Raw genomic sequence first — 19,118 nt, 5'->3', positions numbered from 1 at the left:
TTTAAAAATAATTAGGATTACAAATGCAAAAACACACTAAAATTCACGGCTTTTCAAAGCTCAAACTCGTCATCATCCTTGCTTTGATGTCAAGCATAGCACCGCTTTCTACAGATATGTATTTGCCTGCACTTAGCCATGTAGAGCAAAGCTTTCATACTTCTAAAGCACTGACTCAACTTAGCCTTGCAAGCTTTTTTGTCGCCTTTGCCTTAGGGCAACTCATATATGGGCCTTTAAGCGATATCTTTGGGCGTAAAATTCCTGCTTTGGTAGGAATTTTCTTCTTTATCGTTTCAAGCTTGTTTTGTGTGATTATCGACAATATCTATGCCTTTATCGCTTTGAGATTTTTTGAAGCACTAGGAGGCTGTGCGGGAGTAGTGATCGCAAGGGCTATTGTAAATGACTTGTTTGAGATCAAAGAAGCTGCGGGGATCTTTGCTTTGATGATGGTATTTAGCTCCCTTGCTCCTATGCTTTCGCCGACTTTTGGAAGCTTTTTGCTGGAGTATTTTTCATGGCATAGCATTTTTACGACTTTGTTTGCTTTGGGAATTTTGCTTTTTTTGATGATACTTTTTGGCTTAAAAGAATCCGCACCACACCTTAAAAATAAAAAATTCTCCCACAAAGAAGCGATGAAAAGCTATAAATTTGTTTTAAAAGATAAACGCTTTTTAACCTATGTCTTTTGTGCTGCTTTGGCTTTAGCTGCGATGTTTGCTTATATCACGGGTTCGAGTTTTGTATTTACAGAATTTTTTGACTTAAGCGAGCAACAATTTGGCATGCTTTTTGGAGCAAATGCTCTAGGCTTTGTCATCTGTGCAAATATCAATGCAAGGCTAGTGCGTAAATTTGAAAGTGAAAAAATACTTTCTAAAGCCTTGATGATCATGTTTGTATCGACTTTGATCTTACTTATCAATGCCTTTTTGTATCCGAATTTATTTCTTTTTGAAGCAAGTATTTTTACAAGTATCGCTATGCTTGGCTTTATCGCACCCAATACCACGACTTTAGCTATGGCGAGATTTAAAGAGCATAGCGGAACCGCTTCTGCGGTGCTTGGCTTTATACAATTTGCCCTAGCAGGACTCATCTCCTCTGTAGTCAGTGCTTTAGATGCTAACACACCGATAATCCTTGCTTGTGTAATGTGTGCTTGTGTCTTGGTGGCAAATATGATATATTTTCTAGGTAAAAAAAATCCCAAAGGAAAAATATGAAAACAAACTCCCTTTTTATATCGGTGGCGGTGGTTTTGGCAAGTGTGATCCTAGCCTTTGGCTTTAACAAGGCTTTAAGCGACTTCAAAACACTTGAAAGAAGTGTCACTGTAAAAGGACTGAGCCAAAAAGATGTGGAAGCAGATACCCTGATACTGCCTATAAAATTCACGAGATCAGGCAACAACCTTGCAAATTTATACGAAGAACTAGAGTCTGATAAACAAAATATCATACGATTTTTAGAAGAACAAGGCGTAAAATCAGACGAGATCAGCTACAACTCACCCAACATCATCGATCGCCTAAGTGATCCTTATAGCAACGACACTCAAGCTGCATACCGATACATAGGCACTGCGAATTTACTCATCTATACTCAAAATGTAAAGCTTGGAAAAAGCATACTAGAAAACATTTCAAGTCTTGCAAAATTTGGCATAGTAACGAAAATCGATGATTATGATATAGAATACCTTTATACAAAACTCAATGAAATCAAACCACAAATGATAGAAGAAGCAACGCTCAATGCTAGAAATGCAGCGATAAAATTCGCACAAGATTCAAACAGTAGCCTAGGCAAGATAAAAAAGGCTTCTCAAGGACAATTTAGCATCAGCAACAGAGATAAAAACACCCCTTATATCAAAACCATAAGAGTGGTTTCTACTATAGAATACTACTTAAAAGACTGATGATAAAATTTCAAGCTAAGCTTTAAAGCTTAGCTTGGCACTATGGAATTTTTTCGTGCGGTTTTTTGGAGTGAGAATATACAAAGCAAAAGTATAATGCTATATAAAACACTAGTGGATTTTATGGTATTTTCTGTAATCTTGTCTTGATTTATAATCTTTAAAAGTTCTGTATATTTTTCTCCTAAAACTTCCTTGGTTATATTTAAATTCGCATCGTTTAATTTTAAAAGATTTTCTTTATTTGCTATTATCAAAGCTTTAGCTGAATTTAACTCTGTAAAAGAAATATTTTGATCTTTTAAATGGAGATTAAAATCATTTTGCAATATGCTTGCTAGATTTACAATAGCACTCGCATTTAAATCATTTAAACTTTTTTCAAATTGACTTTCATAAAGCTTATCTGATGAAAATACACCTGTAAAAGGATTTATAAATTGTGGTTTTGTTATAATCGTTGCAATAAAAATCATATAAGCAAAAAATCTCACAAGAAAAATAAATAATTTAATTTTACAAATAAAAAAAAGATAAAAAATCAATACGCCTAAAAAATAAATCAAAAAGCAAAAAATTGAAATATACTCTGATGATAAAAACAATATCATAGATATTGTAAAAGCACCACAAAGCATAAAAATCAAAATAACGCCATATTGATACAATTGTTTTTTAACATTAACAAGCATTAAAGCAAATACAAGCAAAATAATATAGCTTGCTATAATTATCGATACTGAATTAAAGGATAATATAAAATTTATGGTTTTTGAAAATACAAAACCCATAAAAGCATACAATGAAATCATTAAAATTGTAAAATTTAAAATTTTTAAGAAATTTGTATGGTGATTGCTAGTATTCCTATAAACTTGTAACAAAACACAATCGGACCACAAAGTAAAATCTAGCATCTTTCTTCCGGAAACTATCAATTTTCTTTTAATTTTATTAAATTTTATCCTCCAAAAGATTATAAATTTATTTATATCTAAAGGATAAAATGATTTTAGAATAAATGTCAAAATTTTATATATAAAAAATACAACATAAACACAATAAAACATTATTGTAAAAAATGGAGCGACCAAAACTAACTCAACAAATATTAATATATTTACAGATAAATGTCCAATTATTTTTAATAAAAATATTATAAGAGGTATAATTTTTGAATAATTAAATTTTTCATAATCCTTAGGATTATATACTTGATTTTTAGATTCTTTTTTTAAATTGTCATTTTTATTTTTACTTAATTGAATTTCCAATTCTTTCTCTTTCGCATAAAGTTCTAATTTATGCCATTCTTGAGCTTCTAGGGTATTATTTTGTGTGATTAAAACATCTTTTATGACTCTGAAAGAATCTTTTAAATGTTTGGCACATTTTAATTTACAATTATTATTACGCTGTTCTTCTGTTATTTCTTGTTTATTTTCACACGTCTCATCTTGATAATTATCTTCTATATATTTCTCCACTGATTTAAAATCTAGCTTATCTATATCGACATTGATTAAATTTACAGCTTTTGGTTCTTTAAAATAACAAGCACTGAAATTCGGAGCTTTATCAAATGTAACTCCATAAAAACAAGCTATTTTATTAAATTCACACGCGTGAAAATCAACATAATCTTTAAAATGAGAATTAGTAAAATATACACTATTAACAAATTTAGAATTATGGAAATCAACTCTTTTATTAAAAATACAATTTTCAAATATAGTATCTCTTTCATTATTATAATACTTATTATCAGGCAATGGAGTGCCTGATACAAAGCGTTTAAAATTTACATCATCTTCAAAAATACAATTTGCAAAATCTATACCATTGCAAAAAGCAATTTTATGACTATTATCAATTTTATGTAAAGATATTTTAGATTTAAATTCGCAATTTGAAAAAACTATTCTTTCAAGGCAACTATAGTTTATATAAACTTCTTTTTTAAAAATACTTTTATAGTTTTTTCCTTCATAGCCATAACTATTTTTTAAATTTTCAAGTTCACTTAGGGAAATTGAAGTAGTATCTCCTGCTATTTCACAAGAAAAACAACAAAATGATATAAAATTTTTCATTTTATTTATTTTTTTTAATAAAGTTTCATCTATATTTTCTTTTATTTGTTCTATAAAAGTGTTTAATGTTAATCCGAAATTAAAATAATAAACAATGTTATTTTCTTCTTCTATTTTGTCTATAATTTTAACGCCATTAAAATTATTTTTATGATTTTCTTCTAAAGTTTTATAGATAATATACGGATTTAATGGTTTAGCCAATTCTCCAGCATCTAACTTTCCATCTAAAGTTGCAATTTTTTCTGCATTGATTTCTATAAATTTCACAACATTTAAAGAAATAATTAAATTTTCATTTTCCAAACTCATTATAAAAATACCGCTATTTGGTATCTCTAGTTCGATTTCATATATATTTCTTTTCATTATTTCCCTTCTATGATTTTTATTTCTTCTTCGGTGAGATTGTAAAGTTTATAAACCAAAGAATTGATTTTGTTTTCTAGTTCTTGGGTATTTGCGTTTTTGTCTTGCTCTTTGGCTTTTAAAATTTCATCAACTAAATTTACAAGCTCATTTGCTAATTTTTGATTTTTAGAATTTATTTTTGGTATAGGAAGTTTTTCTAAAAATGCTTTTTTATATCTAAAACCATTTTCTCCTAAATTTCCACCTGCATAAAATGTTTTAAAGATGAAAGCAACAAAGTCATTATTTAAAAAGGCAATAAGATATTTTAAATTTTCACCTGTTAAAATAAAACTTGTAGCTTCTGCATAAAAATTTAAATTTACATCTAAATAAAATTGCGGCTTTCTTACAATTTCGCTATACACTATCTTTTCTTTTTCAAATTCTTGATAATAATTTGCTCCCCATCTTTGCAAACAATACCATTCATAACAAATTCCTGTTTCTTCTTTATTTCTTTTAGATAATCTTTCTTTATGAGATAACAAGTGCTTATATAAGCTCGGATATTGTTCTTTTAAATCTTGTTCATTTTCTAGCATTGTCTTTGGTTTTTCAACATTTGGAAAATGCCAAGGTATAAATATCACCCAAAGTCCCGCCCACTCGTAACTATATCTTTTTATATCGCGTCCGCGTAGCATTTTGTGTATAAGTTTGGCGGTGCGTTCTTTTTCGGCTTCATCTTTGCAATTTGCTAAAATTTCATTTCTTTTTTCAGTAGTGATGATAAAGGCTTCGTTATAGCCTGTTAAAATTCCACGATATATATTAAGTCCTTGCCATTCTTTAAGCGGAGTTCCTATGCGTTCTATCTTGGCCTTTAAAGCACTAGTATTCTCATCGCTAAAAGTGAAACTTTCTTTGCTTAAAGAATTTTGCGAAAATTCTGCAAAGTCCTTATATAAGCCAATGTTATAAGCACAAGTTTTTAAAATTTCATTGCTTAGGGCAAGGTATTTGAATTTATTATCTTTGCTTTTTGATTTTTCAAAACAAAGTATGGAAGTATCCACTGTAGCACTATCAAAAACTTTTATGCCATTTAAGTCGATGTATTTTAAAATGTAAGTATTTTTTAGCAAAAATTCACGCAAAGCTTCCCCATATCCTGCACGGGTGTATTTGTTTGAAGTGATGAAAGATAAAATTCCATTTTCTTTTAAGACATTAAAGCCTAGCTCGTAAAAATAAGTATAAATATCGCTCGTGCCTTTATAAACCTTATAATTTTTAGCTAAATGGGGCTTGAGTTCTTTAAGCTCTTCTTGTCTTATATAAGGTGGATTGCCGATGATAAGATCAAAGCCTTTGAAATTTCCATCATCGTCCAAAATTTCAGGGAATTCAAAACGCCATTCAAAAGGATGATTGCTTTCTAGGTTGAAGATATTGTCGTATTCTTTTTTAAGATTTGCAAATTCTTTTATGGCTACTTTTTCATCAAAACTGAATTCAAACATATTTTTAGAAAAAAAGCTTTTAAATTTTTCATCGTGATGTTCATCGGCTAAAAAATCGCCGTATTTTTTAGAATACTCGTTTGCCCCATTTGTGAGCTGTTTGATCTCTTTGTTAAATTTATCTTTCAAACAAAAATTTTTAAAGCTTTCTTGGAGATTTTTTATTTCCTTGGCAATGAGATTTTTATCTGTGTAAAAGCCTTCTTTATAGTCTTTTACTATGCGTTTGTATTTGCTCATACGTTCTTTGATGTTAGGGTAGTGGCTTAGACTTTTGCCTGTTTCAAAGTAAGATACCAAAGAATTTCCGCATTTTATGTTTATATCGATGTTTGGCAGGGTTTTAAGATCGTGATAATTCTCATCATCAAAGCTTTGATAAAAACTATGTTTTAAAAGCTCTATCCAAAGCCTTAGCTTGGTGATCTCGCATGAGTTAGGGTTGATATCGACACCAAAAAGGTTGTTTTCTATGATGTCTTTTTTGGTGTGAAAAAGTTCTTGTTGGATAAGATGGGCTTTATCTTTAGGCGTACTTGGGCGTTTATACTCTATAAACTCGCCTTTATGATTGGTGATTAGAATTTCATCGTTTTGCACTTCTAGGTAAAACTCTTCATCAAAAAGATTTAGCTCATCATAGATACTCAGCATAACATTTAAAGCAGAAACTAAAAAATGCCCGCTTCCCACTGCAGGATCGCAAATTTTTATAGAGTTTAAAAGCTCTTTTTGTGCTTTTTTGTCTTCTTTTCTTAAAGACTTTCTTAGTTCGCTTATATTTTTAGCATCAAGATCAAATTGAGCGTTGAATTTATCAAGCACAACTTTCGTGATGCTTTCTTTACACATATAAGAAGTGATAAAGCTTGGCGTGTAAAAGCTCCCTTCTTTGTAGCCATTGAGTTTTTCAAACACATTTCCTAAAACGCTTGAGCTTATGAGTTCTTTTTGGCTTAAAATTTCGCTTTGCTCATCATCACTACCAAAATCAAAGCTATCCAAAAATTCAAACAAGTATTCTAAAAGCCCCACTTGTCCTTTTTTAGCCTTGCATTTATCATCTTTTAGCACAGTGTTTTTATAGTAAAAAAGCTTTAAGTCATTGCTTAAGCTTGAAATTTCAAGTGTGTTTTCTATGCTTTGTTTTTCAAACAAAGAAGAATTTAAATAAGGCAGATAAGCAAATTCGCTTTTCTTTCGCGTGCTTTTTTCTTTGGCTAAAACTTCAAAGAAAAGTTCGCTAAGCTTGTCAAAATCAGGGATTTTTTTGAAATTTAAAAATTTCAAATTTTTATCATCATTAAAACGCACCAAATTTGACTCTATAAGCTTTAAAAACAAAATGCGATTAAGCCATAAGATCAAAAGTTTTAAGATGGTTTCAAAATTTTCTTCTTTAAGCTTAGAATTTATAGCGGTGTAGAAGGTGCCTTGCTCTTCTTCGCTCTCTTGGCTTTTTGCGATGATGAGCTTTGAGTTTTGTTTGCTCTCACAAAGCCCTAAGATATATAAAAGCTCTTTGTAAAAAGCGTTGTTGAGTGAATTTGCATCGTTGGGGTTAAACTCGCTTAACAAAAAGTCTTTGTGAAAAATTTTAAACAAAGGCTTGAGCTTGCTAAAGCTTGGCTTTTCTTGCTCTAAAATAGGCTTTATATCGATAAAAACACCCTTTAAGCTAGGCTCATCAAATAAATCCTTTCTTGTGATAGAATCAAGGTATTTTTCACTGCTTAAAAGCTTTTCGCACTCTTTGTAAAATTCATCGGTATTGCCCTTAAAAAGAGAATTTTTGCTTTCAAAATTTTCAAAAGCTTCTTTAAAATACTTGTTTTTGTTAAAAAGCTCTTCAAACAAATCCGCCTTAAAGATATAAAAACGATAAAAATCCGTGATGATGATGTGCTTGAGTGATGAATTTAAAGCCTTTCTTTCACGAAGATAATACAAAATGCACTCGTGCAAAGCCTTGCAGTTGGGCTTGCTTTGACTAAAGAATTCTTTAGAATGGGGCAATTTTGCTTCGACGATGACTTGAATTTGCTTGTCTTTTTTCAAAGCAAGATCCATACCACTGTTGCCTTTATGTATGCTTTTTATCTCACACTCAAAATGCAAATTTTCAAAAAATTTGCTTAAAGCGTTTGCTACTAGGGAGTCTTCGTTGTTTTTGAGATTGTTTTCTAAGCTTGTTTTATAATCTTTCAAAGCTTTAATAAATTCGTTTAACTCTGCTTCTAAAATCGGCTTTTTGCGGTAGTAAGGATTTAAAAATTCTTTTTCATCTATGGCTTCAAATTTCATCTTGCACCTTTTTTTAAAATAGTTTCTATTTTATCAAAATTTATTTTAAAGAATCAAAATTCGATATTTAGTGTTATAATTACAAATACCAAGGAGCAAAAGTATGGAAACTCAAGATTCAATAAAAAATTTTCAAGAAAGCTTGTATGAAGGTTTAGAAGAACAAGATGATAAAGAAAATGAAATTTATCCCATAAAAGATATCAAAATTGAGAAAAAAAGTTTCAGTGTTTATGAAGCAAATCGCAGAATAATTAAAAACGATTTTATTTTAACACCGGAATTTCAAAGAGATCAAAGATGGAATAATAAACAAAAATCGGAGCTTATAGAATCTATATTAATGGGAATTCCTATCCCTGTAATATATGCCTATCAAACAGGAGATGGAAGATTAGAAATAGCAGACGGCAAACAAAGACTCGGATGCTTAAATGAGTTTTTGGAAGGTAAATTAATCTTAAAAGGATTAAAAATATTAACAGATTGTAATGGTAAAAAATTTGAACAATTACAAGCACAAGAAAAAACCAGAATAGAAGACTATCAAATAGATATGTATATAATATCTCCACAAACTCCTGAAAAAATTAAATACGATATTTTCGATAGAGTAAATCGTGGTGGAACAAAAATCAATAATCAAGAAATGCGTAATGCGCTATACAACGGAACTTGTACAAAAATTATCAATAAAATGAGTGATTATGAAGCATTTAAAGAAGCAACAGGAAATCCAAATAGTAAAAACATGAAAGATAGATATTTAAATTTAAGATTTCTCTCCTTATATCTTTGCATAACAAAAAAAATAGATATAGAATTGTTTACTCCTATGGATGATTTTTTAGCAAAGGCCATGAGAACCATTAATAAAAAGGCGGAACAAGATTTTGAATCTTTTTTGCAAAATTATGAAGAGATAATGAAATTTATTGCCATTAATTACAAAGATAACTTATTTAGATTTAAGACCAAAGATATCCATAAAACAAATAAAAGACAATTAAGTATGGCATTGTTTGAAGCCTTAACTTCTGCATTTATGTATGCAAAAGAAAACAATAAACCTTATCCTTTAAAAGAACAAATAGATATATTTAAACAAGAACTTGATAAGCCTGAAAAAATAACCTATGGTATCGATAGCAAAGAAAATATCGAATTTAGAATCAATAAAGCATTGGAACTTATCAAATGATACACAAATTACACATAAAAAACTTTAAATTAATTAAAGATAATAGTTTTGATTTTAAACCATTAACTATAATCACTGGAACAAACTCGTGCGGAAAATCTTCAATATTACAAACGCTTTGTTTTTTTATAAATACAAATATTTTAAATATAGAAAAGTCTATGTATATACAAAATTTTACTAGAAATTTATATATTTTTGATCAGATGAGAAATAAAGATTTACATGAAGATTCAATTCATATAACATTAAACGAAAAAAATATAATAAATATCACAAAAGAAGAAATAACCAAAAATACTGAATATTTATTTGATTTTGAAGAAAATTTCTATTATTTAAAATCTAATAGAAATTTAATTCAAGATACCGAAAAAATACAAAATAATATCAAATTTGGAGTTTCTGGTGAATATATAGGCAATTATTTTTCTACAAATAGTTTAAAAAGTATTGATGAAATTTTTTATGAAAATCCCGATAGTAATAAAATTTTAAATTATCATGTTGATAAATGGATAAAAGAAATATTGGATTTAGAAATTTCTTTTACGACAAATGAAAGTATAGACATTATACTCAATGGATTTAAAGATAAAAATTTTTCTAATTATTTCCTGCCATCTAATATATCCACTGGCTTAAATTTTGCTACTAAGATTATTATTATTGGGTTATCTTTAAAAAAAGGAGATATATTTATAATAGAAAACCCAGAAATTCATTTGCATCCAAAAGCTATCTCTAAATTTGCAGATTTCTTTGCATTTTTGGTTTCAAAAGGAATTCAAGTTATCATCGAAACTCATTCTAATTATCTTTTGAGTAAATTAAGATATATAAATTTCAAAAAAGAATTTAAAGATGAAGATTGTATTATTTACTATAAAGATCAACAAACAGATTTTGTACCAATTTTTATTCATTCTGGAAAATTTACCAACATAAATAGAGAAAAAATTAATTTTCCTACAGGATTTTTTGACACAGATTTGGATAAATTAATGGAAATAAGATGAAATTTTCACTTGTGCTTGATGATGAAGTATTAATAGAATTTGAAAAATTCAAAAATTCTCTTGAATGCGACAAAAATATCATCGAAAATTTATTCAAATACTATAAACCAACACATTTAATCAATTTAAAGCAAATTCAAAAATTAGAAGAATCAAATCTAGTTATAGACAGTGATATAAAAAGTGCTTTTCTCCAAAGTGGATATGCTAATCTAACCTTAGAAAAACTCTCACAAAAAACTACTCTAAAAATCATTTTAACAAATGACAAAAACAAATCTTTTCCATATCTTTATATAAAAGATGAAAAAATAGAAAACAATTTATGTGCAACATTTAAACAAAAGGAATCTAGAGAGAAAGCTTTTGAATATTTTAAAAATTTGTTTTTAGAAGCTAATAGTATTTTTATATATGATCAGTATTTAACACAAGAAAATTTAAACGATTTTATAGAGATATGTAGTATTAATAAAAATATTTATTTGCCTAAATATATTTACAGTAGAATAAATCCTCATAACGAAATGATAAAAATAGACAAACAAAATAACCGCTACTTGGGTTGTCACGATAGGTATATTTTAATATATTATCCAACCTATAAAATAGAACTGATATTAACTAGTGGGATAGATTATTTATTAGATACAGAAAAAGATTTCACTTATATTGTTAGAGTAATCACATCTTCTACCTCTTAGTAAAATACTTTAATTATATTATTCACTAACCAACTCAAACAAACCAATGAATATAACCTAACTGATTAAATTAAATAAATTAATAAACTAATCAAGCAATGACTAATAAAGTATTTAAAACCAACAAAAGCATAAATCAATTAAACTAATGATTGAATATAAAAATAATAAGTTGTAGATAAGTAAAAGCATTATACAAAGCATTCTAAGCTGATTAAATACAATTAGAACAAAAGCATAAATCAATCCAAGCCAATTAAACATAAACATAAACATAAAAGAACAATGAATACAAAAACATATTTAATTGGCATAAAAACAAATTCAATCAATAAAAAAATAATTAATACAATAATAGATTTAATAAACATAAAAAAATAATTAAATATAAAAACAACGATTGACATATAAAAACTAAGATTTTAAATCTATAAGAATAAGATAAAGTAGAATTAACAAGTCCGCAATGAGCTACTTTCCCCCTGCCAGTAAGGCGTAGTATCATCACCCACGATGTGCTTAGCTTCTTGGTTCGGGATGGAGCAAGGCGTTTCCACATCTGTATAATCACGGACATTGTTATTTAAATATTCTTTGAAAGATTTAACTTAAGAATAAAGCTTTTATTTTTATTCTATTGTTTTATTTTTTTGCTTTTCTTCTATTCTTTTTTATTTTTCTTTTTTGTTTTTTAATTTTTACTTTTATCTTTTAAATCTTATCTTTCATCTTATCAATGAATCAAATCTTTACTCTCTTTGATAAGTTTTTATTTTAGAATACTTAAAAAACAATGTTAAGAGCAAGTTCTAATACAAACTCTACTTGAAAGATTTCTATTAAACTCTAAATATTATCTATATTCAAAGTCTTCTTAAAAACCTTAACAAGGAAGTGATGCTTTATTAAAGATAAGCCAAACGCTCTATTAGTACTGGTCAGCTAAAGGACTTTCATCCATTACACACCCAGCCTATCAAACTAGTAGTCTTCTAGAGAGCTTAGAGAAGATTCATCTTAGAGTTGGCTTCACGCTTAGATGCTTTCAGCGTTTATCCTTTCCAAACTTAGCTACGCTGCGATGCTCTTGGCAGAACAACAGCTACACCAGTGGTTTGTTCAACCCGGTCCTCTCGTACTAGGGTCAAATCTCTTCAATCTTCTTACGCCCACGGCAGATAGGGACCGAACTGTCTCACGACGTTCTGAACCCAGCTCGCGTACCGCTTTAAATGGCGAACAGCCATACCCTTGGGACCTGCTCCAGCCCCAGGATGCGATGAGCCGACATCGAGGTGCCAAACCTCCCCGTCGATGTGAGCTCTTGGGGGAGATCAGCCTGTTATCCCCGGGGTACCTTTTATCCTTTGAGCGATGGCCCTTCCACACAGAACCACCGGATCACTAAGACCGACTTTCGTCTCTGCTTGACTTGTATGTCTTGCAGTTAAGCTGGCTTATACCTTTATACTCTACGAACGATTTCCAACCGTTCTGAGCCAACCTTTGTAAGCCTCCGTTATTATTTGGGAGGCGACCGCCCCAGTCAAACTACCCACCAGACATTGTCCCACTTGAGGATAACTCAAGCTGGTTAGCTACCCAAATAAGAAAGAGTGGTATCTCAACAATGGCTCATATACAACTGGCGTCATATACTCAAAGCCTCCCACCTATCCTGCACATTCTTATCCAAATAGCAGTGTCAAGCTGTAGTAAAGGTCCACGGGGTCTTTCCGTCTTGCCGCGGGTAGGAGGAATTTTCACCTCCACTACAATTTCACTGGATCCCTCTTTGAGACAGCTCCCATCTCGTTACGCCATTCATGCAGGTCGGTATTTAACCGACAAGGAATTTCGCTACCTTAGGACCGTTATAGTTACGGCCGCCGTTTACTCGGGCTTCGATCAAGAGCTTCGCTAATGCTAACCCCATCAATTAACCTTCGAGCACCGGGCAGGCGTCACACCCTATACATCCTCTTACGAGTTAGCAGAGTGCTGTGTTTTTGGTAAACAGTCGGGAGGGACTCTTTGTTGTAAGTTTCTTCGCTTTCGGAGTAAATCCTAATACGAAGCGAACCACACCTTATACCGAAGATACGGTGCTATTTTGCAGAGTTCCTTAAAGAGAGTTCTTCCACGCGCCTTAGAATACTCATCCCACCCACCTGTGTCGGTTTACGGTACGGGCAACATTAGCTAAACTTAGAAACTTTTCTTGGCTCGACGGCATCAGGGGTTCTTCTATCCATCCGAAGACTTCAAAAAGCCTTTCAGTTCTCGGAGTATTGTTATACGGATTTGCCTGTATAACCTCCTACGACCTTAGACTAGCACTTCCATCCGCTAGCCCCCTTAGCCCTAAGCGTCCTTCCATCGCACACTAATGTTGGTATTGGAATATTAACCAATTTGCCATCGTCTACCCCTTTCGGACTCGACTTAGGACCCGACTAACCCTACGATGACGAGCATCGCGTAGGAAACCTTGGGTTTACGGCGTTAATGATTCTCACATTAATTATCGCTACTCATGCCTGCATGCTCACTTCTATTCGCTCCAGCACTCCTTACCGGTATACCTTCGACGCAAATAGAACGCTCTCCTACCACTTGCACACAACTTAAACTACTTAACTTTAGTCTAAGAATATTTTTACTGATTTTACTAAGTTTTATTTCTATCTTTACTCTATAAAAATCAGTAAAAATATAACTAAACATATAACTTAGTTTCTCATATTCTAAACTTAAATAATCTAAGTTGTGCGCAAGTCTACAGCTTCGGTACTTACTTTAGCCCCGTTATATTTTCCGCGCAAAATCACTAGACCAGTGAGCTATTACGCTTTCTTTAAAGGATGGCTGCTTCTAAGCCAACCTCCTGGTTGTTTAAGTAACTTCACATCGTTTTCCACTTAAGTAAGATTTAGGGACCTTAGCTGGTAGTCTGGGTTGTTTCCCTCTTGACGACGGATTTTATCACTCGCCGCCTGACTGCTGTGATTACATATAAGGTATTCGGAGTTTGATAGGGTTTGGTACATTGGTGTATGCCCTAGCCCATTCAGTGCTCTACCCCCTTATATTACGACACAACGCTATACCTAAATATATTTCGGAGAGAACCAGCTATCACGAAGTTTGATTGGCCTTTCACCCCTATCCACAAGTCATCCCGGGGCTTTTCAACGCCTATGGGTTCAGTCCTCCACTAGTTCTTACACTAGCTTCAACTTGCTCATGGATAGATCACTTCGTTTCGGGTCTGCAGCATCTGACTAAGCGCCCTATTCAGACTCGCTTTCGCTACGGCTTCGCGTTTGCTTAACCTTGCCAGACACCACAACTCGCAGGCTCATTATGCAAAAGGCAGTCCATCACCCTGTATTGCTACATAGGGCTCTGAATGATTGTAAGCAAATGGTTTCAGGTTCTATTTCACTCTGATCACCTCAGTTCTTTTCACCTTTCCCTCACGGTACTTGTGCACTATCGATCTGGTATTAGTATTTAGGGTTGGATCGTGGTCGACCCAGCTTCAGACAGGATTTCTCGTGTCCCGCCCTACTCAGGATACTGCTAGCTAAGGTTTGTTTTTCGCATACGGGACTATCACCCTCTATGGCTATACTTTCCAGAATGTTCTGCTAAACTCACCTCTTGCACATTGCAGTCCTACAACCCCCAGTGCAAGCACTGGGTTTGCCCTCTTGCGCTTTCGCTCGCCGCTACTGACGCAATCTCTATTGATTTCTTTTCCTGAGGGTACTAAGATGTTTCAATTCCCCTCGTTCGCTCCTATATAGGTAATGTATATCTCTATACATTGGGTTGCCCCATTCGGAAATCTACGGATCAAAGCTTCTTGACAGCTCCCCGTAGCTTATCGCAGTCTAGTACGTCCTTCATCGCCTTTACCAGTCAAGGCATCCACCATTCGCTCTTAGTAGCTTACCTTTTTTACCTTCTTTAGCGTCAAGGCAAAGCCTTGACTAAGAAGCAAGCTAAAGACCTACCCCGCCAACCTAAAAGATATTAGGCTGATAAAGTAAGTTAAAGACTAATAGTCTTTCTTGCTTCTTCTGCTAAGAATATGCATAAAAGTTAGATATAATCTAACTTCTACCTTTTATTATTGATTCTAAAACGCATCACTTCCTTGTTAAAGTTTTTACGATAAGACTTCATTATCTTAAGACGGAAAGCATTCAAACACTTAATATAAATACTAAAAATATCTAAACTAAGTCGTGAGTTTGAAACTTATCTTTAATTTAAAATTTTAGATCTAATATTCTCTTTATTATAAAAAATAAAGATAGTTAAAAGATATAAATAAAACCAAAGAAAAGATAATTGAGTTTTATCCTTTAACAAGTCCTGTAAAATTGTTTTTATTAAAACTTGCTTGTGACTCTTAACAATGATAATTATAAAGAACATTTAGGTTTAAAACCTAAAGGAAGTATATGGTATATAAAGTATATTTATAAATATATACTTGCTTTAGATTTTAAAGCTTGATTTCAAATCTTGTTTTTATCTTTTTAAGATTGATACTTCTATGGTGGGCCTAACAAGACTTGAACTTGTGACCTCACCCTTATCAGGGGTGCACTCTAACCAGCTGAGCTATAGGCCCTTAATAAATGGTGGAGAATAGCGGGATCGAACCGCTGACCTCCTGCGTGCAAAGCAGGCGCTCTCCCAGCTGAGCTAATTCCCCATAAACAATTAGCTTTATCATCAATCTTTGAAATCTAAACAAGAATCAATTGAGTTTATAATGAAGTAATAGTTGTGAGACTTATTACTTTGTACTCTAGAAAGGAGGTGATCCAACCGCAGGTTCTCCTACGGTTACCTTGTTACGACTTCACCCCAGTCGCTGATTCCACTGTGGACGGTAACTAGTTTAGTATTCCGGCTTCGAGTGAAATCAACTCCCATGGTGTGACGGGCGGTGAGTACAAGACCCGGGAACGTATTCACCGTAGCATGGCTGATCTACGATTACTAGCGATTCCGGCTTCATGCTCTCGAGTTGCAGAGAACAATCCGAACTGGGACATATTTTATAGATTTGCTCCACCTCGCGGTATTGCGTCTCATTGTATATGCCATTGTAGCACGTGTGTCGCCCTGGGCATAAGGGCCATGATGACTTGACGTCGTCCACACCTTCCTCCTCCTTACGAAGGCAGTCTATTTAGAGTGCTCGGCCGAACCGTTAGCAACTAAATACGTGGGTTGCGCTCGTTGCGGGACTTAACCCAACATCTCACGACACGAGCTGACGACAGCCGTGCAGCACCTGTCTCTAAGTTCTAGCAAGCTAGCACCCTCTTATCTCTAAAAGGTTCTTAGGATATCAAGCCCAGGTAAGGTTCTTCGCGTATCTTCGAATTAAACCACATGCTCCACCGCTTGTGCGGGTCCCCGTCTATTCCTTTGAGTTTTAATCTTGCGACCGTACTCCCCAGGCGGTACACTTAATGCGTTAGCTGCATTACTGAGATGACTAGCACCCCAACAACTAGTGTACATCGTTTAGGGCGTGGACTACCAGGGTATCTAATCCTGTTTGCTCCCCACGCTTTCGCGCCTTAGCGTCAGTTGAGTTCCAGCAGATCGCCTTCGCAATGGGTATTCTTGGTGATATCTACGGATTTTACCCCTACACCACCAATTCCATCTGCCTCTCCCTCACTCTAGACTATCAGTTTCCCAAGCAGTTTAATGGTTAAGCCATTAGATTTCACAAGAGACTTGATAATCCGCCTACGCGCCCTTTACGCCCAGTGATTCCGAGTAACGCTTGCACCCTCCGTATTACCGCGGCTGCTGGCACGGAGTTAGCCGGTGCTTATTCCTTAGGTACCGTCAGAATTCTTCCCTAAGAAAAGGAGTTTACGCTCCGAAAAGTGTCATCCTCCACGCGGCGTTGCTGCGTCAGGGTTTCCCCCATTGCGCAATATTCCCTACTGCTGCCTCCCGTAGGAGTCTGGACCGTGTCTCAGTTCCAGTGTGACTGATCATCCTCTCAGACCAGTTAAGCGTCATAGCCTTGGTAAGCCATTACCTTACCAACTAGCTGATACTATATAGTCTCATCCTACACCGAAAAACTTTCCCTACTCAACTTGTGTTAAGCAGGAGTATAGAGTATTAGCAGTCGTTTCCAACTGTTGTCCTCTTGTGTAGGGCAGATTAACTATACCTTACTCACCCGTGCGCCACTAATCCACTTCTAGCAAGCTAGAAGCTTCATCGTTCGACTTGCATGTATTAGGCACGCCGCCAGCGTTCACTCTGAGCCAGGATCAAACTCTCCATAAAAATTATAGATAGTTTAATCTTTTTCTTCAAAGAAAAAGTAATGAAGATTAAAAAGAAAAACTTTTAATCTTTAAATATTTAGATTGAATAGATTTTACATAATTACTTATGCCTAAATCCTTCTGGCTCAATCGATCACTTATTTAGATTTCAAAGATTGACTAATAAGATTTGAAATAACAATATTAATTTTAAAGAACAAAAACAAAAAATCATTTATTATATGTAAATAAAGTTTAGTAATAATAAAGTTTTATAAACTTAGATTGCTTTAGCTAGGATTAAAGATTAATTTAAAACTAGAAACATAGGGTTTATAAAATCTTAATTTAACTTTAGTTAACTTTAGACTATAATTTAAAGATCTTAAGTCCTTTTCTGAAAAAGGAAATGAAAGTATAACCAATTAAGCTTAAAGGAGGATTAAATAAGGCTAGAAATTTAGCCTTATTTTTGGGTGGTTGGGGGTTAAAAGGATGAAAATACTGAATTTAGAGAAGATAAATATCCTCTCTAAACTTTTAGAAATGCCTAAATTCAGTATTTTAAAAAGTATTCTTGGATTTTTTTAGGATCATTTGTTTTTGTAAGAGCTAGCATCAAAAGAACTCTAGCTTTTTGTGGATTTAAATCTTCAGCACTGATAAAACCCAATTTCTTATCCGCATCACTCACCGCAACGCGTCCTGCTGCAACCCTTGAACTTACAACAACATCAAGCCCTTGTTTGATGAGTTCTTTTAAAGTATTTTTTTGATCTTCATGTATGCTTCCTGCGCCACTTCCTGCTACAACAATACCTTTGGTTCCATTGTCAAATAAAGCTTTTGCAGCAATAGCGCTACCATCATTTGAGTAAGTATAAAGTATATCTACCTTTGGTAAGCTTGTGAGTTTACTTACATCAAAAGGGCTATTTTTTGTGTGTGCTTTGCTTATGTTATTATAGAAGAAAACTTTTCCATCTACTATATAGCCCAAATCTCCAAAATCAGGAGAAGAAAAAGCATCAACATTTAAACTATGGGTTTTTACCACGCCCCTAGCACTTAAAATTTTATCATTCATAGCCACCATAACGCCTTTATTTTTAGCTTCTTTATCGGCAGCTAATGCTACAGCATTGTAAAGATTTTTTGGGCCATCGGCACTTATAGCAGTTGATGGACGCATAGCACCAACTAAAACTACAGGCTTATCACTTTTAATGGTCAAATTTAAAAAATAAGCGGTTTCTTCCATGGTATCAGTACCGTGAGTAATGACTACACCATCTACACCCTCATCAAAAAGCTTATTGATTTTTTTAGCAAGCTTTAACCAAATTTCATCACGCATATTAGAGCTGTCAATATTTGCTACTTGTTCCCCGCTGATATTAGCCAAATCTTGAATTTGTGGCACTGCTTTGATTAAAACATCTACACCCACAACACCTGCTGTATAGCCTGTAGTAGCCACAGCACTATCAATAGAACCTGCTATAGTTCCGCCCGTTGCCAAAATAGCAATTTTTGGTTTGGCTTCTGCCATACATACTCCTATAGATAAAAATACCCATACACACAAAAGTAACTTTTTCACAAAGCCCCCTTATTTATTAAAATTAAGTTTCATTGATGAAACTTATATAATATTAATACAT

General features: G+C 33.2%; 8 protein-coding genes, 2 tRNA genes and 3 rRNA genes. 5 read left to right on the top strand and 8 right to left on the bottom strand.

Translation table 11 applies throughout. The features are described from left to right. The first annotated feature begins 23 nt into the window (after window positions 1-23). On the top strand, window positions 24-1,232 hold the full coding sequence (locus FOC43_RS07525; protein WP_002790217.1) for a multidrug effflux MFS transporter: 1,209 nt from the start codon (window positions 24-26) through the stop codon (window positions 1,230-1,232). Continuing rightward, window positions 1,229-1,930, top strand: coding sequence for an SIMPL domain-containing protein (locus tag FOC43_RS07520; protein ID WP_002803993.1), 702 nt, complete (start codon window positions 1,229-1,231; stop codon window positions 1,928-1,930). Before FOC43_RS07525 ends, FOC43_RS07520 begins: the two co-directional genes overlap by 4 nt. A gap of 29 nt (window positions 1,931-1,959) precedes the next feature. Here FOC43_RS07520 and FOC43_RS07515 read toward each other — a convergent pair whose 3' ends face one another. Both FOC43_RS07515 and FOC43_RS07510 read right to left on the bottom strand, forming a co-directional pair. Continuing rightward, on the bottom strand, window positions 1,960-4,392 hold the full coding sequence (locus FOC43_RS07515; protein WP_002928619.1) for a pentapeptide repeat-containing protein: 2,433 nt from the start codon (window positions 4,390-4,392) through the stop codon (window positions 1,960-1,962). Further along, window positions 4,392-8,204 (bottom strand): class I SAM-dependent DNA methyltransferase, encoded by a 3,813-nt coding sequence (locus tag FOC43_RS07510; RefSeq protein WP_004284562.1) that lies wholly within the window; start codon window positions 8,202-8,204, stop codon window positions 4,392-4,394. The genes FOC43_RS07515 and FOC43_RS07510 overlap by 1 nt, the downstream gene beginning before the upstream one ends. Window positions 8,205-8,307: 103 nt before the next feature. On the opposite strand from FOC43_RS07510, the gene FOC43_RS07505 reads away from it, so the two are divergent. From FOC43_RS07505 to FOC43_RS07495, 3 genes are read left to right on the top strand one after another with little or no spacing between them, the layout of a single operon-like run. Beyond that, entirely contained in the window at window positions 8,308-9,405 is a 1,098-nt protein-coding gene (locus FOC43_RS07505) for a DUF262 domain-containing protein (RefSeq protein WP_002782878.1), read from the top strand. After that, the gene (locus tag FOC43_RS07500) at window positions 9,402-10,424 is read left to right on the top strand and encodes an AAA family ATPase (protein ID WP_002779284.1); all 1,023 of its coding nucleotides are present in this window, start codon (window positions 9,402-9,404) and stop codon (window positions 10,422-10,424) included. The genes FOC43_RS07505 and FOC43_RS07500 overlap by 4 nt, the downstream gene beginning before the upstream one ends. After that, window positions 10,421-11,128 (top strand): hypothetical protein, encoded by a 708-nt coding sequence (locus tag FOC43_RS07495; RefSeq protein ID WP_002782876.1) that lies wholly within the window; start codon window positions 10,421-10,423, stop codon window positions 11,126-11,128. The genes FOC43_RS07500 and FOC43_RS07495 overlap by 4 nt, the downstream gene beginning before the upstream one ends. 458 nt (window positions 11,129-11,586) lie before the next feature. Here FOC43_RS07495 and rrf read toward each other — a convergent pair. The 6 genes from rrf to FOC43_RS07465 all read right to left on the bottom strand — a co-directional run bounded on the left by rrf (window position 11,587) and on the right by FOC43_RS07465 (window position 19,042). Further along, a 5S ribosomal RNA gene (gene rrf, locus FOC43_RS07490) occupies window positions 11,587-11,703 on the bottom strand. A 332-nt stretch (window positions 11,704-12,035) separates the two neighbouring features. Then, window positions 12,036-15,091, bottom strand: a 23S ribosomal RNA gene (locus tag FOC43_RS07485). A gap of 608 nt (window positions 15,092-15,699) precedes the next feature. Then, a tRNA-Ile gene (locus tag FOC43_RS07480) sits at window positions 15,700-15,776 on the bottom strand. 8 nt (window positions 15,777-15,784) lie between these two features. Further along, window positions 15,785-15,860, bottom strand: a tRNA-Ala gene (locus tag FOC43_RS07475). Window positions 15,861-15,960: 100 nt separating this feature from the next. Next, a 16S ribosomal RNA gene (locus tag FOC43_RS07470) occupies window positions 15,961-17,473 on the bottom strand. The 16S, 23S and 5S rRNA genes sit together here with 2 tRNA genes alongside, the layout of an rRNA operon. 537 nt (window positions 17,474-18,010) lie before the next feature. Next, a complete protein-coding gene (locus tag FOC43_RS07465; RefSeq protein WP_079263971.1) occupies window positions 18,011-19,042 on the bottom strand; it encodes a type II asparaginase in 1,032 nt (343 codons plus the stop codon). Window positions 19,043-19,118 lie beyond the last annotated feature (76 nt).

Source organism: Campylobacter coli (genome assembly GCF_009730395.1).
Lineage (GTDB): Bacteria > Campylobacterota > Campylobacteria > Campylobacterales > Campylobacteraceae > Campylobacter_D > Campylobacter_D coli.
Note: the sequence above shows the minus strand (reverse complement) of the source record. Positions and strands in the feature narration are given on the sequence as shown.